Origin of the sequence: Neobacillus drentensis, assembly GCF_036965645.1 — a bacterium.
GTDB classification, from domain to species: domain Bacteria; phylum Bacillota; class Bacilli; order Bacillales; family Cytobacillaceae; genus Neobacillus; species Neobacillus drentensis_D.
Map to the genome: position 1 here is coordinate 30,830 of NZ_JBALPZ010000092.1, position 17,448 is coordinate 48,277.

Annotated in this window: 17 protein-coding genes and 3 other annotated features; of the genes, 13 read left to right on the forward strand and 4 right to left on the reverse strand. The window is 40.4% G+C overall.

Annotation, left to right across the window (positions count from 1 at the left end):
• Positions 1-83: 83 nt before the first annotated feature.
• Positions 84-329: a binding site (T-box leader), on the forward strand.
• A 122-nt stretch (positions 330-451) separates the two neighbouring features.
• Positions 452-2,386 carry a threonine--tRNA ligase gene (gene thrS / locus V7266_RS18035; RefSeq protein ID WP_335469648.1) on the forward strand — a complete coding sequence of 645 codons (1,935 nt, stop codon included), beginning with the start codon at positions 452-454 and terminating at the stop codon, positions 2,384-2,386.
• Positions 2,387-2,450: 64 nt separating this feature from the next.
• On the opposite strand, the gene V7266_RS18040 is transcribed toward thrS, so the two are convergent.
• On the reverse strand, positions 2,451-4,667 hold the full coding sequence (locus V7266_RS18040) for a glycerophosphodiester phosphodiesterase family protein (RefSeq protein ID WP_335469651.1): 2,217 nt from the start codon (positions 4,665-4,667) through the stop codon (positions 2,451-2,453).
• Positions 4,668-5,020: 353 nt separating this feature from the next.
• Positions 5,021-5,154 (forward strand) — a sequence feature (ribosomal protein L20 leader region).
• A 141-nt stretch (positions 5,155-5,295) separates the two neighbouring features.
• Here V7266_RS18040 and infC point away from each other — a divergent pair.
• The 6 genes from infC (at position 5,296) to V7266_RS18070 (ending at position 8,404) form a co-directional block, all read left to right on the forward strand.
• The gene (infC, locus tag V7266_RS18045; protein ID WP_205178214.1) at positions 5,296-5,799 is read left to right on the forward strand and encodes a translation initiation factor IF-3; all 504 of its coding nucleotides are present in this window, start codon (positions 5,296-5,298) and stop codon (positions 5,797-5,799) included.
• A gap of 19 nt (positions 5,800-5,818) precedes the next feature.
• On the forward strand, positions 5,819-6,019 hold the full coding sequence (gene rpmI / locus V7266_RS18050) for a 50S ribosomal protein L35 (RefSeq protein WP_215044037.1): 201 nt from the start codon (positions 5,819-5,821) through the stop codon (positions 6,017-6,019).
• Between the two features lie 36 nt (positions 6,020-6,055).
• Positions 6,056-6,415 carry a 50S ribosomal protein L20 gene (gene rplT, locus V7266_RS18055; RefSeq protein ID WP_098532740.1) on the forward strand — a complete coding sequence of 120 codons (360 nt, stop codon included), beginning with the start codon at positions 6,056-6,058 and terminating at the stop codon, positions 6,413-6,415.
• Between the two features lie 59 nt (positions 6,416-6,474).
• Positions 6,475-6,735: a DUF1294 domain-containing protein gene (locus tag V7266_RS18060; protein ID WP_335469653.1), complete on the forward strand. Its 261-nt coding sequence runs from the start codon at positions 6,475-6,477 to the stop codon at positions 6,733-6,735.
• Between the two features lie 21 nt (positions 6,736-6,756).
• A complete protein-coding gene (locus V7266_RS18065; RefSeq protein ID WP_335469654.1) occupies positions 6,757-7,248 on the forward strand; it encodes a dUTP diphosphatase in 492 nt (163 codons plus the stop codon).
• A gap of 70 nt (positions 7,249-7,318) precedes the next feature.
• A complete protein-coding gene (locus V7266_RS18070; RefSeq protein WP_335469655.1) occupies positions 7,319-8,404 on the forward strand; it encodes a M42 family metallopeptidase in 1,086 nt (361 codons plus the stop codon).
• 75 nt (positions 8,405-8,479) lie between these two features.
• On the opposite strand, the gene sspI is transcribed toward V7266_RS18070, so the two are convergent.
• On the reverse strand, positions 8,480-8,686 hold the full coding sequence (sspI, locus tag V7266_RS18075; protein ID WP_098526887.1) for a small acid-soluble spore protein SspI: 207 nt from the start codon (positions 8,684-8,686) through the stop codon (positions 8,480-8,482).
• A gap of 120 nt (positions 8,687-8,806) precedes the next feature.
• On the opposite strand from sspI, the gene V7266_RS18080 reads away from it, so the two are divergent.
• From V7266_RS18080 to V7266_RS18095, 4 genes are all read left to right on the forward strand, one after another.
• The gene (locus V7266_RS18080; protein ID WP_335469657.1) at positions 8,807-9,568 is read left to right on the forward strand and encodes a TrmH family RNA methyltransferase; all 762 of its coding nucleotides are present in this window, start codon (positions 8,807-8,809) and stop codon (positions 9,566-9,568) included.
• A 60-nt stretch (positions 9,569-9,628) separates the two neighbouring features.
• Positions 9,629-9,872: a binding site (T-box leader), on the forward strand.
• Between the two features lie 198 nt (positions 9,873-10,070).
• A complete protein-coding gene (gene pheS / locus V7266_RS18085) occupies positions 10,071-11,108 on the forward strand; it encodes a phenylalanine--tRNA ligase subunit alpha (RefSeq protein ID WP_335469658.1) in 1,038 nt (345 codons plus the stop codon).
• Between the two features lie 215 nt (positions 11,109-11,323).
• Entirely contained in the window at positions 11,324-13,738 is a 2,415-nt protein-coding gene (gene pheT, locus V7266_RS18090) for a phenylalanine--tRNA ligase subunit beta (protein WP_335469659.1), read from the forward strand.
• A 259-nt stretch (positions 13,739-13,997) separates the two neighbouring features.
• A complete protein-coding gene (locus tag V7266_RS18095; RefSeq protein WP_335469661.1) occupies positions 13,998-14,972 on the forward strand; it encodes a nuclease-related domain-containing protein in 975 nt (324 codons plus the stop codon).
• A gap of 189 nt (positions 14,973-15,161) precedes the next feature.
• On the opposite strand, the gene V7266_RS18100 is transcribed toward V7266_RS18095, so the two are convergent.
• On the reverse strand, positions 15,162-15,452 hold the full coding sequence (locus V7266_RS18100; RefSeq protein ID WP_335469662.1) for a 4a-hydroxytetrahydrobiopterin dehydratase: 291 nt from the start codon (positions 15,450-15,452) through the stop codon (positions 15,162-15,164).
• A 59-nt stretch (positions 15,453-15,511) separates the two neighbouring features.
• Positions 15,512-16,462, reverse strand: coding sequence for a ribonuclease HIII (rnhC, locus tag V7266_RS18105; RefSeq protein WP_335469663.1), 951 nt, complete (start codon positions 16,460-16,462; stop codon positions 15,512-15,514).
• A gap of 149 nt (positions 16,463-16,611) precedes the next feature.
• Between rnhC and zapA the strand changes: the two genes are divergently transcribed.
• Positions 16,612-16,872, forward strand: coding sequence for a cell division protein ZapA (gene zapA / locus V7266_RS18110; protein WP_335469665.1), 261 nt, complete (start codon positions 16,612-16,614; stop codon positions 16,870-16,872).
• 6 nt (positions 16,873-16,878) lie between these two features.
• Positions 16,879-17,421, forward strand: coding sequence for a CvpA family protein (locus V7266_RS18115; RefSeq protein ID WP_335469667.1), 543 nt, complete (start codon positions 16,879-16,881; stop codon positions 17,419-17,421).
• Positions 17,422-17,448 lie beyond the last annotated feature (27 nt).

The window sequence follows — 17,448 nt, forward strand, 5'->3', positions numbered from 1 at the left end:
TATGATTATGTCAATATTTAGTTTTATGTACCTTGCTTTTTTTTAAGTAAATCATTATAATAACGTACATAGCAAATATTGAAGTAAAAGTAATGATAAGGATAACAGTATTTCTTTACGGTTTAAAGAGAGGAAGACCACCGGCTGAAAGTCTTCTAACACGGACTAAATACTTACCACCTTTAAACTTCGACAGTGAACATTTCATTTTTGGAATAAGTAATTGTTGACGGTCTACAGCCGTTACCTGACCAAAGTCATTTTTAATGGTTCATATTAAAGATGAAAAATTGGGTGGAACCACGTGTTAATCAAAACTCGTCCCTATTCCTAGGGACGGGTTTTTTTATTTTTTACAATGAGAAATGTCCAGCTCCAGCCCCTTGGAAAAAATGAACTACTTTTTTTCCCAGGCAAGGCGCTTCCGCATTTCAATTAAGGAGGAGTTAATATGTCAGATGTTGTAAAGATTTCGTTTCCTGATGGGGCAGTAAAGGAGTTCCCAAAAGGAACAACAACAGAAGATATTGCCGCTTCCATCAGCCCGGGCCTCAAGAAAAAGGCAATTGCCGGCAAATGGAACGGTCAAATGTTTGATCTTCGCCGTCCTATTCTAGAAGACGGTTCTATAGAAATCGTTGTACCTGAATCAAGTGAGGCATTAGAGGTATTGCGCCACAGTACAGCTCATCTAATGGCACAAGCAGTAAGAAGGCTTTATCCAGATGTCAATTTAGGTGTCGGCCCGGTTATTGAAGGCGGCTTCTATTATGATATGGATCTTGATGTATCGTTAACACCAGAGGATTTGCCAAAGATTGAAAAGGAAATGGCGAAAATCGTCAATGAAAATCTTGAAATCGTTCGTAAGGAAGTAAGCCGTGCTGAAGCGGTACAGCTTTTTAAAGAAGCGGGAGATCCTTACAAGCTTGAACTAATTGAAGCGATTCCTGATGAAGAAACAGTAACAATCTATGAGCAAGGTGAATTTTTTGACCTTTGCCGTGGTGTTCATGTCCCTTCTACTGGAAAAATCAAAGAATTTAAGCTATTAAGTATTGCAGGTGCTTATTGGCGCGGCAACAGCGATAATAAAATGCTGCAGCGCGTTTACGGTACAGCTTTCTTCAAGAAGGAAGACTTAAAAGAGCATCTTCGTTTATTAGAAGAAGCAAAAGAGCGTGATCACCGGAAAATTGGGAAAGAATTAAGTCTTTTCACTAGTAATCAATTAGTTGGTCAGGGCTTGCCGTTATGGCTTCCTAAAGGGGCAACTATCCGCCGCGTGATTGAACGTTACATCGTCGATAAAGAACAGCGTCTTGGTTATGACCACGTGTACACGCCAATTATGGGAAGCGTAGATTTATACAAAACTTCAGGTCACTGGGATCATTATCATGAAGACATGTTCCCGATTATGGAAATGGATAACGAGCAATTAGTGCTCCGTCCAATGAACTGCCCGCACCATATGATGGTGTACAAAAACAGCATGCACAGCTATCGTGAGCTTCCAATTCGGATTGCGGAGCTTGGGCTAATGCATCGTTACGAAATGTCAGGGGCATTAGCAGGCTTGCAGCGTGTCCGTGGAATGACATTAAATGATGCTCATATCTTCGTCCGTCCAGATCAAATTAAAGATGAATTCAAACGTGTTGTGAATTTAATTCTAGAAGTATATAAAGACTTTAATATTAACGATTACTCGTTCCGTCTTTCTTACCGCGATCCGCAAGATACTGAAAAATATTTTGATGATGATGCAATGTGGGAAAAAGCACAAAGCATGTTGAAGGAAGCAATGGATGATCTTGGTCTTGATTATTTCGAAGCTGAAGGAGAAGCAGCCTTCTATGGTCCTAAGCTCGATGTGCAAGTAAGAACTGCATTAGGTAAAGACGAAACATTATCCACTGTTCAATTAGACTTCTTACTGCCTGAACGATTTGATTTAAATTATGTCGGGGAAGATGGCAAGCAGCATCGTCCTGTCGTTATTCACCGCGGTGTTGTATCGACAATGGAACGGTTTGTTGCTTACTTGATTGAAGAATACAAAGGGGCATTCCCTACATGGCTTGCTCCGGTACAGGTGCAGGTGATTCCGGTTTCTCCTGGCGCTCATTACGATTATGCGAAACAGGTTCAGGAACAGCTGCAAAATGAAGGATTCCGTGTAGAATTAGATGGCCGTGATGAAAAAATCGGCTATAAAATCCGCGAAGCACAAATGCTAAAAATTCCATATATGCTGGTTGTTGGCGACAAAGAAGTGGAAGATAATGCGGTCAACGTTCGGAAATATGGTGAACAAAAATCAGAAACTATAGCCTTTGTTGATTTCCTTGCAGGACTTCTAGCAGAAGTAAAACGCGGCTAAGCTTAGAATGAAAAAGTACCACAGCCTTTTTGGGCTGTGGTATTTTTATTTGGAACTCGCTAATTTAGTCCTCTAGCTGGAACGTATGAGTGAAATGAGTCTTCCCGTTTTCATCTTGGATTTCGACAGTAGCCTTCTTACTTGAAGGGTCCACCTTAAACACACCGAAGTTGAAGAAATTACCTTCTGAGTATAACCTTTCAGGGCCAAAGGTTGGATCCAAGGTGCCAGGATTAATTTTTACAGCGCCGATTGGACCACTGATGAGCTCATTATAGTCGGTTTTTCCATCTTTATTGGCATCATACTTGATGATTTCGGCAAAGTGGACATCAGTGGTAACAAAAAAGACGTTTTTAATTCCTTTTTCGATAATGAAATCTGAGATTTTTTTGAACTCGGTCTCATAGCCTGTCGGGTCATTAGGATTAACATTGTCCCCATCTGCCCATCCATCTCTAGCCATTGCTTTTCCGGTCGGTACAGAGATTGGCACGGAAGTCGCTACCAGTTTCACTTTTGCATCCGACTCAAGCAGCTGCTGCTCCAGCCATTTTAACTGTTCATCACCCAGCATCTGTTTATCTGGTCCGTCAGCCTGTGTGTTAGGTGAGCGGTAACCGCGGTTGTTCAGGATAATCATATCCATGGTATTTCCCCAAGAGTATTTATGATAAAGCTTGTCCGCAGAACTGCGCTCACTTGAAATCGGCCAATAGTCTTTAAACGCTTTTAATCCAGTGGGAGTAAGCTCCTGAGAAGGACCTGAAAAGTCATTAGTTACTTCATGATCATCCCAAATCGAGAATGTCCCTGTCTTTTGTAAAAGACTCCGCAAACCAGCATCTGTGCGGTTTTCTTTATATTTAGCCCAGAAATCCTGAACTGTTTTAGAAGGAGGGTTAGGGACAGCAGGTGTTTTATTATCTGCATAGATGGTGTCTCCGCTGAATAGGAAGAAGTCTGGATTTAAATTAGCCATAGCCTTAAAAGAGTTATATGGCGGAATCTCTCCCTGGCCGCCAGTATCTCCACCCCAAACCATTGTCATTGGCTTTAAGCTGTTTTCCTCTGGTGCAGTTTTAAAGGATCCGGTTACCATATACTTACTGGAAAGGGCATGAGCACGATAATAATATTTTGTATCGGCTTTTAATCCCTTGACCTCTACATTTACTGTAAAATCATCATCTTCAGTTGCATGACTAGTTTTTACGATTGTATTATTTTTAAAATTACTGTCAGTTGAAATTTCAAATTGGACTCCTGCTTCTCCATTTGTACGAGCCCATAAAATAGCGGAAGAATTGGTTACATCACCACTTGCCACTCCATGTGAAATAAATGGCTTTTTCAGTAAATCGTCCAACAGGTCAGGATTATTTGTGAACTCTCCATCGACACCCAGAGAGAGCATAGATACCAAATCATCCTGAGAATTTACGGTCCAAGGATGGACGAGAAGCTTGTTTTGATGGGCCGCCTCCATGAGTTTTGGAACAACAAGCTCCTTACTAGGACCTACCCCAGCAGCATAATCAGAGATTCTTTGCATCTCTTGGTACACATCTTTGCTTGCAAGCATGCTTCCGGTATAAAGCTGAATCAGCTTTACTTTAGGAGCGAGGGTTTTTAACTTCCTCAGGCTATCCTCGCTAAATGATTCAAGAAAAAGCTTTTCATCATCCAAGGCATTGGTTCTTTTTAAGATTTCAATTACTTTCTCTTCCATACCGGGGTAAACGTTAGGTGCTTTGGTTTCCATGTAAAGACCAACTTTTCCATTTCCGTGTTGTTTGACAAATTCTATTGCTTCTTGAAGAGTTGGGACCTTTTGTCCGATGTACTCTGTTTTTGCTTTGTCTGGATAGGCTTTATTGAACCATGAGCCCGCATCAAGCCGTTTGATTTCATCAAGTGTAAAATCCTTAACCCTCCATGGTGCACGGTCCGGATAGAGTTCCTTTGCATTAGTAGTTCGTGCCAAGGTTTCATCGTGCATAGCGATTAACTGGCCATCCTTGGTCATTTGTAAATCGAATTCCACATAATCCGCCTTCATCGTCATGGCTTGCTTATAGGCTGCAAGTGTATGTTCTGGACCGTATGCGCTTGCCCCACGATGAGCAATAACGGCAACATCAGAATTAATCGGGCGTAATGTAGATTGTCCATTGTCAGTAGCTGAACTTTCAATTGGGTGAGCAAATACTGCCAAAGGAGCTGCAGATGTTACCGTAAGTGACAAACAAGCAAGGCTGGCGATTAAACCTTTTTTCATTTCATAACCATCTCCTATAAGTTTATGTATTTCAAACATAAAAATATAGGAGAATTGTAAAGTGGGAATTACTAGAATATTAATCTTCTGTAAAAGGAGCATAAACAGTACCTTTTACCTATCAAACCCGCTTGTCAACAGCCTTTCGTGGAAGATTGTTTTTCTAGGCTGATTGATCATCATGAATGGACAAGAGCAATTGGAAAAGGCCTTAACAGCATTTTTAGAAAAAAACTATTGAATAATTTATTGTTTCTTGCTACAATAAATTTCGTTGTCAAAGAAAAATAGTTCGTTTGACAAGCAATCTTAGCTATGATATAGTTACTAAGGTAAAATTGAATACTTATTTTTGGGAAAAGAAGAAGCACCCGCTTCTCACCTGATTGACGCTAGTTGAGCAGTTGGCAGGTTTTACGTGAACTTTTTGTTTATTTACTTATGTTCTGTAAAGTGTGGGTGTATTCATCCGCACTTTTTTGTTTGTTTACTTAAGAAATAGCAACTTTAAAAGTAATTCATGCCTGTCAATCAAAATTGGGTGTCAAACAATAAGGTGATCTTATTCTTGGACCCAGACGTTGTATTCTTGATAAAACCTTGGAGGTGGCTAATTATTAGCAAAGATATGTTGTTAAATGAGGGCATCCGTGCTCGTGAAGTTCGTTTAATTGACCAGAATGGCGAACAATTGGGGATTAAATCCAAGTTCGATGCATTGGAAATTGCCGGAAGAGTAAATCTTGATTTGGTACTTGTTGCACCAAATGCAAAGCCTCCGGTAGCCCGGATTATGGATTATGGCAAATTCAAATTCGAGAACCAAAAGAAAGAAAAAGAAGCTCGTAAGAATCAAAAGATTATTACTACTAAAGAAGTTCGTCTAAGCCCAACGATTGATGAACATGACTTTAATACAAAGCTTCGCAATGCCATTAAGTTTTTGGAAAAAGGCGACAAGGTAAAAGCGTCAATCCGTTTCAAAGGCCGGGCGATTACACATAAAGAAATCGGTCAACGTGTGTTAGACCGTTTTTCCGAAGCGTGCAAGGAAGTTGCAACGATCGAATCACATCCTAAAATGGATGGACGAAGCATGTTCCTAGTTTTAGCACCTAAAAACGATAAGTAATATAGGGAGGACTATTACAATGCCAAAAATGAAAACTCACCGCGGCGCTGCAAAGCGTTTCAAGAAAACTGGTTCTGGTCAACTTAAGCGTGACCATGCTTATACAAGCCACTTATTCGCTAACAAATCAACAAAAGCTAAGCGTAAGCTTCGCAAATCAGGTCTTGTTTCAAAAGGCGATTTCAAACGCATTCGTCATTTACTAACTTACGTAAAATAATTATAAGTGATCGATTTATTATAGGAGGGAAATTTAATGCCACGTGTAAAAGGCGGTACTGTTACCCGCAAACGTCGTAAAAGAGTTCTTAAATTAGCTAAAGGTTATTACGGTTCAAAACATACATTATATAAAGTTGCTAACCAACAGGTTATGAAATCATTACAATATGCTTTCCGTGACCGTCGTCAGGTTAAGCGTGATTTCCGCAAACTTTGGATTACTCGTATCAATGCAGCAGCTCGTATCAACGGTCTTTCTTACAGCCGTTTAATGCATGGCTTAAAGCTTGCTGGTATCGAAGTAAACCGCAAAATGCTTTCTGAACTTGCAATTAGCGATGCAAACGCATTTGCTGAATTAGCAAACGTTGCTAAACAACAATACAACAAGTAATAATGATAATAGCCATTCTCATTGATGAGGATGGCTTTTTCTATAAAGGGGAAAATGGAATGAAACTATTCTTTCTAGTGGTGCTTGTCATGAACTTAATTGGGCTTTTGGTTATGAGAGAAGATAAAAAGCGTGCCATAAACCATCAGTATAGAATTAGCGAAAGGACGCTCTGGCTGGTAGCGATTTTTGGAGGGGCGATTGGGACAACGGCAGGTATGCAAGCTTTTCGTCATAAAACCAAGCATACATCCTTTAGGCTGGGCTTTCCAGTTCTTGCGATCATCGAGTTCATCATCTTTATTAAAATTATGATTTAAATTTAAGAAGGAGTGCTTTATATGGAACTAAAAAAGCTATTTCAGATGCAAAAAGCATTGGATTCACATATTGAAGAAAAACACCAGCTTGAAAATGAGGATTTGTTTGATCGGAAGGTTCTTGCGTTATTCGTTGAGATTGGTGAATTAGCAAATGAAACCCGCTGTTTTAAGTTTTGGAGTGTGAAACCCTCTTCGCCTAAAGACGTGGTTTTAGAAGAGTTCGTAGACGGGATTCACTTTATCTTATCACTTGGGATTGAATGCGGATTTGATCAAGAGTCAATCACGATAAAGGATCAAGAATCAGCAAGAACTGTGACTGAACAGTTTCTCCGTGTCTATGAATCCATTAATCAGTTTCAAAAAAGTAAGGCTTTTGATGATTATGCAGGATTAGTGGAGTCGTATCTAAAGTTGTCATCATTATTAGGATTTACAAATGAGGATATAGAAAAGGCATATTTTTCAAAAAACGAAGTAAATTATCAAAGACAACAAAATAACTATTAGCAGAAATTTGTTGCGGGTCCGTTTCGTTTTGTATAATTAAGGATGTACATACCTATTAGGGGGTTTAAACGTGGCAAAACTAGACGAAACATTAACGATGTTAAAAGACTTAACAGATGCCAAAGGTATTCCTGGCAATGAGCGTGAAGTCCGCGAAGTAATGAAAAAATACATAGCTCCATATGCCGATGAAATCACTTCTGATGGTCTAGGCAGTTTAATCGCCAAAAAAGTTGGGAAAGAGGGCGGTCCAAAGATCATGGTAGCCGGCCATTTGGATGAAGTAGGCTTTATGATCACACAAATCGACGACAAAGGCTTCCTTCGTTTTCAAACGGTTGGCGGCTGGTGGGGACAGGTTATGCTGGCCCAGCGCGTAACGATCGTAACAAGAAATGGTGAAGTAACAGGTATTATTGGTTCCAAGCCTCCGCATGTTTTATCAGCAGAAGCCCGCAAGAAGCCAATAGAGATCAAAGACATGTTTATTGATATTGGTGCCTCAAGCCGTGAGGAAGCGCAGGAGTGGGGCGTTCGTCCTGGCGACATGGTTGTCCCATATTTTGAATTTACCGTTATGAACAATGAAAAAATGCTATTAGCCAAAGCATGGGATAATCGGATTGGCTGTGCTATTGCTATTGATGTGTTAAGGCAATTACAAGGAGTGGATCATCCAAACGTTGTCTATGGTGTCGGGAATGTCCAAGAAGAGGTTGGCTTGCGCGGGGCGAAGACAGCTACTTACAAAATTGAACCGGATATTGGTTTTGCAGTGGACGTTGGAATTGCCGGTGATACACCTGGAATCTCTGAGAAAGAAGCAATGAGTAAAATGGGTAAAGGCCCGCAAATAGTCGTTTATGATGCTTCAATGGTGGCGCATAAAGGCTTGCGTGACTTTGTTACGGATACAGCGGATGAGTTGAACATTCCATATCAATTTGAGTCCATCCCTGGCGGCGGCACAGATGCAGGTTCAATCCACTTGACGCATAATGGTGTACCGGCGCTCGCCATTACCATTGCGACTCGTTATATCCACTCACATGCAGCGATGCTGCATCGTGATGATTACGAAAATGCAGTTAAATTGATTGTTGAAGTCATTAAGCGTCTAGACCGTGAGACGGTTGATAAGATTACCTTTGAATAAAATTTAGTCCCTCGGTTAGTCTTAGCCGAGGGACTTTTAGGATAAAAAAAAGCCGCCATGTTGGCAGCCGGTGAATTACTTCACGCCTTTTTCAAGGGTTTCGAGCATTTCTTTCTTCTCATCTTCAGATGAATTTTGCCAAATCACTTCAAATAATACCCCAAGTCCAGGAAGCATTTTTTCTTCGCCGCTTTGAATCGCATCCACGATTGTATCTTCTAATTGATCTTGAGTATTACCAGAAACGTTGTGTAGAATCGCATTTCTTAGGTTTAAGTTCATGTAAGCACCCTCCATTTGTTAACCTTTATTCAATATTATGTTTTCTAGTTTTTGGTTTTATTATGTAATATTTTTAGGATATAATGAAAAAATCATCGTGATAATTAAAGGAGAAGTGTTTTGAAACATATAGAATCTGTCAATAATCCTAAAGTAAAACAGTGGAGAAAACTTTTAACCAAAAAAGAACGGGATAAAAGCGAATCGTTTATAGTAGAGGGTTTTCATTTAGTAGAGGAAGCACTAAAGCACGGTGAACAGATATTAGAAATTATCGTTTCTGATCAAGCAGAACTGCCGCCGCGCTGGGATGTAAGTTCTACACCAGTCACTCTCGTTACAGAAGAAATATCTAAATTATTAACTGAGACCGAAACTCCTCAAGGAATTTACGCTATTTGCCGTGTACCAAGTAAGAATGCTGAAATCTTGGCCGAGGAGGGCAAGACGTTCTTATTAATAGACGCTGCCCAGGATCCGGGTAACCTAGGAACCATGATTCGTACCGCAGATGCTGCCGGTATTGATGCGGTTGTGGTGGGACGCGGCAGTGTCGATATCTATAACTCGAAGGTCTTAAGGTCGGCACAGGGAAGCCATTTTCATCTGCCAATCATTAGAGGAGACCTTCATGAATGGATTGACAAGCTTCAAGATAAAAATATTCCGGTTTACGGAACAGCACTTGAAGGAGCATCAGCCTATACGGATATTCCCAGCGGGGAATCGTTTGCCCTTATCGTTGGCAACGAGGGCAATGGTGTCGCCAAAGATCTCCTTTCAAGTACAACCGCCAACCTTTATATCCCGATTTTTGGGAAAAGTGAATCGTTAAATGTGGCTGTTGCGACAGGGATTTTGCTTTATTATTTGAAAAAATAGGTGGAATTCGTTTGACCTTTTGCTGAAAAACGTTATATAATAATGAACAATTGAAAAAAAGTAAAAACGATGACGGAGAAAAGTACCTAGTTATCGACCATTTAGGGAGAAAGTGCCGTGACTGTAAGCACTTTTATGGTTCTAGATTAGAGAAGTTCACCTCCAGAGTTGGCACCAGGACCATTTTTTTAAAAGTGTAAAGGTGTACCGGCAGAAGCCGTTATCTGAATGAAGCGAACACAATGTTTTTTTACATAACGTGTTTACAAGGGTGGTACCGCGAATAACAAACCTCGTCCCTTTCCAGGGATGGGGTTTTTTTGTTTTAATTTTGCGGAAATACCTTCCGGTTTGGCAGTATTCCCATCAATGTTGGCGGGAAAAATCCAAAGTTTGGCGGAATAAACGTTAAAGTCGGCGGAATTCCTCTCAAATCCAGCGGAATTACGATTAAGTTAACTACCCTAAAATGACCAATGACCATTAAGGAGGAATAGATGATATGCAAGAACGTTTAAAAGAATTGCAGCAAGAGGCTATTGAAAAAGTTGAACAGTCTGCCAGCTTAAAAGAATTAAATGATATCCGCGTTGCTTACCTGGGGAAAAAGGGACCTATTACAGAAGTACTACGCGGCATGGGGAAGCTTTCAGCTGAAGAACGTCCAGTCATGGGGGCACTTGTAAATGAAGTGCGCGAAACCATTGCAGCTAAAATTGAAGTGAAACAGAAAGTGTTAGAAGAAGCTGCCGTTTTAGAAAAATTAGCTTCTGAAAGCATTGATGTGACCCTTCCAGGCAGTCCAGTCAGAGTTAGAAACCATCATCCGCTGACAAGAATTATTGAAGAAATTGAAGACCTATTTATCGGCATGGGCTATCAAGTAGCTGAAGGACCTGAAGTAGAGCAGGATTATTATAATTTCGAAGCTCTGAATTTACCAAAAGGCCATCCGGCCCGTGATATGCAGGACTCCTTTTACATTACAGAAGAAATCCTTCTTCGTACCCATACATCTCCAGTCCAAGCACGGACAATGGAAAAGCATGAAGGCAAAGGACCCATTAAAATTATCTGCCCTGGTAAGGTTTACCGCCGCGATAATGATGATGCGACACACTCTCATCAATTCATGCAAATTGAAGGTCTAGTAGTCGGTGAGAACATCCGTATGAGTGACCTAAAAGGCACATTAGAGGTTTTTGCGAAGAAAATGTTTGGTGAAGACCGTGAGATTCGACTTAGACCAAGTTTCTTTCCATTCACGGAGCCTTCTGTTGAGATGGATATTTCTTGTAAAATTTGCGGCGGCCATGGCTGTAATGTTTGTAAGAAAACAGGCTGGATTGAGATTTTAGGTGCAGGGATGGTTCATCCGAACGTTCTTGAAATGGCCGGCTATGATTCTAAAAAATACACAGGATTTGCATTTGGGATGGGACCAGAGCGGATTGCGATGTTGAAATACGGTGTTGATGATATCCGTCATTTCTATACCAACGATGTACGATTCTTAAAACAGTTTTCAAAACACGAGTAAAACTAAATGCTGAAGCGCCTTGAACAGGGGCGATATAGGGAGAATTGTCGATTGAAAATCGACTTAGTCTCCCTTAATGCGTACAGAAAGCGCAAGCTTTCTGTAGCCAAGCATAAGTCGAGCCGTCATGAAGGTTGTTCTTTAACCTTAATGACGGGCTGGCTTAGACCAAAGAGCCCCTAGGCGCTGAAGCTGAATAATAGGAGGTTGGCGACATGTTCGTATCATATAAATGGCTGCAGGATTATATTGATTTAACAGGTGTCACATCAGCTGAACTAGCTGAAAAAATTACAAAAAGCGGGATTGAAGTAGAAGGCGTAGAGGTCCTTAACGAAGGCATTAAAGGTGTGGTTATCGGCCATGTCCTAGAGCGTGAACAGCATCCAAATGCTGATAAATTAAGCAAATGTCTTGTCGATATCGGCGCAGAGCAGCCTGTTCAGATTATTTGCGGTGCACCGAATGTGGCACAAGGCCAAAAGGTTGCAGTGGCTACAGTGGGTGCCGTACTTCCTGGTAATTTTAAAATCAAAAAAGCTAAACTTCGCGGTGAAGAGTCAAATGGAATGATTTGTTCTCTTACAGAGCTTGGGATGGAAGGGAAAATTGTTCCGAAAGAATATTCCGAGGGTATCTTTGTTTTTCCGGCAGACACGGAAGTTGGCGTTGATGCGTTAGCGCAGCTTAATCGTGACGATGAAGTGTTAGAGCTAAGTTTAACCCCAAACCGTGCGGACTGCCTAAGCATGCTGGGTGTTGCCTATGAAGTGGCAGCTATCTTAGGAAGAGAAGTTAAGTTACCAGAAACCGCTTTGGAGGCAACAAATGAAAAAGCAGCAGATTATGTAAAAATCACTGTAGATGCAAAAGAGGATAACCCACTTTACATTGCTAAGATCATTAAAAATGTAAAAATTGGACCTTCTCCACTGTGGATGCAAACACGTTTAATGAATGCTGGAATTCGTCCACACAATAATGTAGTTGATATTACCAACTATATTTTATTAGAATACGGCCAGCCATTACATGCATTTGATTATGACCGTTTAGGCTCAAAGGAAATTCTCGTCCGCCGCGCTGCCGATGGCGAGAAATTTGTTACTCTTGATGACGCTGAAAGGACCTTAACAGCTGACCATCTTGTTATTACAAATGGAACCGAGCCAGTCGCTTTAGCCGGAGTAATGGGCGGAGCCAATTCAGAGGTTACTACAGATACAACGACTGTTCTTTTAGAAGCCGCTTATTTCAACGGTCAGACTGTCCGTAAAGCTTCAAAAGATCATGGTTTAAGAAGTGAAGCAAGTGCCCGCTTCGAAAAAGGTGTGGATCCAAATCGTGTTCGTGCTGCCGGAGAACGTGCCGCTTACTTAATGGCCAAATATGCTGGCGGTGAGGTGCTTGAGGGTACTTCAGAGGTAGATACACTAACGGTTGAACCTGCAGTGGTATCCATTACACTAGAAAAAATTAATCGTGTCCTAGGCACAGAGCTTCAAATGAACGACATCAAAGAAATTTTTGATCGTTTGCAATTCCCTGTAAGTATCGAGCAGGATACCATAACGGTAACAGCACCAACACGCCGTGGGGATATCAGAATTGAAGAGGATTTGGTAGAAGAAGTTGCCCGTCTATACGGCTATGATGATATTCCAAAAACATTGCCAATTGGTTCAACAACCCCAGGCAAATTGTCGGCTTATCAAAAGAAACGCCGGGTCGTTCGCCAATATCTTGAGGGAGCAGGACTATATCAGGCTGTAACCTATTCTTTAACAAGTGAGGAAAAAGCAGCGCAATACGCCCTTGAAAAACGCAATCCAATTCGCTTAGCGATGCCGATGAGTGAAGAACGCAGCGTGCTTCGTTTAAGTATCATGCCGCAATTACTAGAAGTATTAAAATACAATAGTGCACGTCAAAACGACAGCTTAGCAGTTTATGAAACAGGTGCTGTATTCTTATCCAATGGGGAAGATACACTTCCGGTTGAAAACGAGCATCTAGCAGGGGCTGTTACAGGTCTGTGGCACAGCCATTCATGGCAGGGTGAGAAAAAGGCAGTAGACTTCTATGTTGTGAAAGGCATTTTAGAAGGGTTATTTGCAAAGCTTGGCCTAGAAGATCGTATTGAATATGTTCAGGCGCAAGTAGAAGGTATGCACCCTGGCCGTACCGCAGAAATCAAGTTGGACGGAGTGAGTGTTGGTTTCGTTGGTCAAGTACATCCAACTGTTCAAAAAGAACTAGATTTAAAAGATACCTATGTATTCGAACTTTCTTTACAATCAGTTCTTCAAGAAGAAACAGCACCATTACAATACAACAGCATCCCACGCTTCCCAACGATCACAAGAGACATTGCCCTTGTGGTAAACAGAGAAACGGTGTCAGGCACCTTAAAGGATATCATTCTCACAACGGGTGCACCGCTTCTAAAAGAAGCAGTGGTGTTTGATTTGTATGAGGGTGAAAGAATGGAAGAAGGCAAGAAGTCGATTGCTTTCTCATTAAAATACTTAGACCCTGAACGTACATTAACGGACGAAGAGGTTACGAAGGTTCATGAACGTGTGCTTGAAGCCTTAAAAGAAAAGGCTGGAGCCGTGCTTCGAGGATAATATTAAGGCTAGTTCGAAAGGTTATTTCTAACCGATTCGAGCTAGCTTTTTTATTTGCTGGGGAACTTTGGTTTTCGCCGATAAACTTGCTAAAACCGCCGATATGTTATTCGAAACCGCCGATAAACTTACGAATACCGCCGATAAATCAATAAAAACCGCTGATATTAAAAAAAGTCTTACAAATTTCGCTAAGATTCTACAGGATTTTCGGCGCTTCGTTTAGAATTTATTATAAAGACGAAAGGAGTGAACATTTTTGCTTATAAAAGAGAGGAAAATTCCACTGGTTATTCTTATTTTAGAGGCACTTTGTCGACGTCTTCCCTTGAACTATCCTAACTATCAGGAAATAAAAGAGGAGCTTGGAAGGAGGCGTGCTGGTTACCAAGGTGAAGTAGCGTTTGACTATTATCTAAGATACTTACCGAATGATCAATATATGATCCTTCACGATTTAAACCTTCCTGATGGGGAATACAACTGTCAAAACGATACTATCCTCATAACTCGAGAATATGCCTTGATTATTGAAGTGAAGAATATGGCTGGTAAATTAATATTTGATACCGAAAACGAACAATTTATCCAGATTAATAATGAAAAAGAAAAAGGCTACCCCTATCCAATTGCCCAAGCTGAAAGACACCAAGAATATTTACGAAAGCTTTTGGCAGCTCATAAATTTCCCCCGCTTCCTATTGAACACATAGTAGTAATCAGCAATAAGAATGCCACATATGTTGTCACAGGAAAAAATGCTCACAAAGTAAAGCCTCGTGTATGTAAAGCAGACGTCTTTCTAAATAAAATCCGATTCTTTGAAAATCAATTTACTATTCCTGTCCTCGATTCTAAGGATCTTCGTAAGCTATGCCGCCTTCTTATGAAAATGAATACAGTCCCTACAAACTATATTTTACGAAAATATGGAATAAATAAATCTGATTTATTTACCGGTGTTTTCTGTCCATACTGCAATAAATTCCCTCTCGAACGAAAAAATTCAAAATGGTTCTGTCCCACTTGTAATATTTATTCAAAAGACGCTCACTCAAATGCTCTAAGGGACTATTTTTTATTAATTGATTCAAAAATAACGAATGAGCAATTTCGAGACTTTTGTCATATAACATCACCTTATACGGCAAAAAGGTTTTTACAATCGGCAAACATTATTTCTTCCGGTGTTAATAAGGGAAGGTCATATTCTCCAAAGACCATTCCTTGGTAAAATTAATTTTTCGCTGATAAACTTGCGAAAACCGCCGATAAATAAAATAAAACCGCCGATATAAAAAGAAAAACCGCCGATATCTTTTCACAAACCGCCGATAAAAATATTCCCCCACTAAACTTTCTAACAAATCATTAAAAAAGAGGTTGTTTCAACACCAATAATGGTGTGAACAACCCCTTTTTATTAGATCTTTTCATAAATTTCATCATAAATCTTCGCCAACGCTACATCCAAATCCGTCAATCCCCCGGCATTCCAAGAAGTCATCCTGAGTGTCACTAATTTATAATCGATTGCAATAAAAGGATGATGATTTTTTTCCTCTGATAACTCCGCAATTTCATTCACAAAAGCTACCCCACTCAAAAACTCCCGAAAACGATACTTTTTAACAATGAATTTACCGTCTAATTTCCATCCCGGCAAACCCGCCAAAGCTTGATCGATTTCCGATAAACTTAGTTTTTTTGCCACCCGTATCCCTCCAATTGCCATTTACTATTACATTATTCAAGGGCTCTCACCCTAACGACTTAGTTCCGTTTTTTATTTACAATGGCGATTGCCTTGTCAGTATTGGCAAAATGAAGTTTTACATAGGAAGGAAGGCACTCTCGCCCTTTACTCAAGATCAGCTTGGCAGCTGCCACATCCACCTGTGATCCTGCCCCTTTAGGAATCTTAAAGCCCGCGGCCTCACTAAGCTTATCAATATATTGAATAAACGCATATCGTGCCAGGATACTAGCCGCAGCAACCGCTAGATGAATTCCTTCTGCTTTGGTACTAAAATAAACATCCTTATTAGCAATCGCCTTCTGCCCTTTTAAATGCTGAAAATAAGTACTAGGCTGGACAAATTGGTCAATTAAAATGGCCTCCGGTTTCGCAGGGGATATCTTCTCCAGCACATTTAAAATGGCCTGATTATGAAGCAGTGCCTTCATTTTACCTTGTGACATCCCCGAACGCTGCACTTGATTATACTTTTCATTTTTCAATGTCATCAAGCTAAATGGAACAACATCCTTAATAACTTTGGCTATGGAAATTATTTTTTCATCATTCAAATCCTTTGAATCACGTACCCCTAATTCCTTTAATAACGGAATATCTTCCTTTCTGACATAAGCGGCAACAACTGTAATAGGTCCGAAAAAGTCACCCGTACCCACTTCGTCTGAACCAATGGCCGACATCCCTCCAATTCCTGGAGGAAGGTCGCCTTTTGCTTCACCCTTACCCTTCGCAGCAGATGGCTTTTTACTTGGAACACCAGCAGGGCTGCCCCATCTCCCAGCCTCTGATTCACAATCATTCCCTTGAAACAGGACTTTACCAGATTTATAGGCCGTAATCATACAGGCTGGTGTTTTGGCAGCAAACACACTTCCAGGAATATTTTTATCTACTAGCTGCTTGGCATAATAGTTTTTCATCTCATTAATCTTCGACATTTCTAAATTAAGCACCACATTTCCCACTAAGACACCACATTTCCATTTATTTTCTTGCAAGTGTTTAAAAAACAGAATTGATCAAGGTCAGGCTTTATTTTCGGTTTGTTTGACTTTTCGACTTATGTCCGTTCGTGTTATAGTATAGAGTAGGATTCTGGAATGGAGGCTTTACGTTGTCAAATATACAAAAACATAAAACAACCGTCGCTATATACGGCCAATCATACGTCATAATGGGTACGGAAAGTCCGGGTCATGTACGACTTGTGGCATCGTTAGTTGACGACAAAATGCGCGAAATTAGTTATAAGAATCCAACTCTAGACGTAAATAAACTTGCTGTTCTAACGGCAGTCAATGCTGTCAATGATTATATTAAGTTAAAAGAAGAGTTAGAGCGGCTGCAAGCAGAACTACAAAAAGAAAAGGACTAAAAAAATATGTTGGGTTTAGCTATTATCATTTTTCTCATTATTGGATTCTTTGTTGGCCTTAAAAGGGGATTTATCCTTCAACTTGTGCATCTAATAGGTTTTATTATTGCATATGTGGCCGCCACTTCCTACTATGAAGAACTTTCATCAAAACTGATTTTATGGATTCCCTACCCAAACTTCGGTGATGCTGCGGGTTTAAAAATTTTAACAAATTCAAATGATATGGAGAGTGCTTTTTACCGGGCGATTGCCTTTGTGATTATCTTTTTTGCAGTAAAAGTACTGTTCCAGATTATCGGCTCTATGCTGGATTTTATTGCTCATTTACCAGTCCTGCGGCAGTTGAATGTATTAGCAGGCGGCCTATTGGGTTTTTGTGAAGTCTATTTACTTATTTTTATTTTATTATATATAGCAGCCCTAATTCCAATCGGATTTATACAGGATGCACTGGATCACTCCTCTTTGGCGAAAGCAATTGTGAATCACACCCCTATCCTTTCACAGCAAATTAAAAGCTTGTGGATTGAATATACAACTGCTTGAACTTCTCTGTAGCAGAGGAGTTTTTCT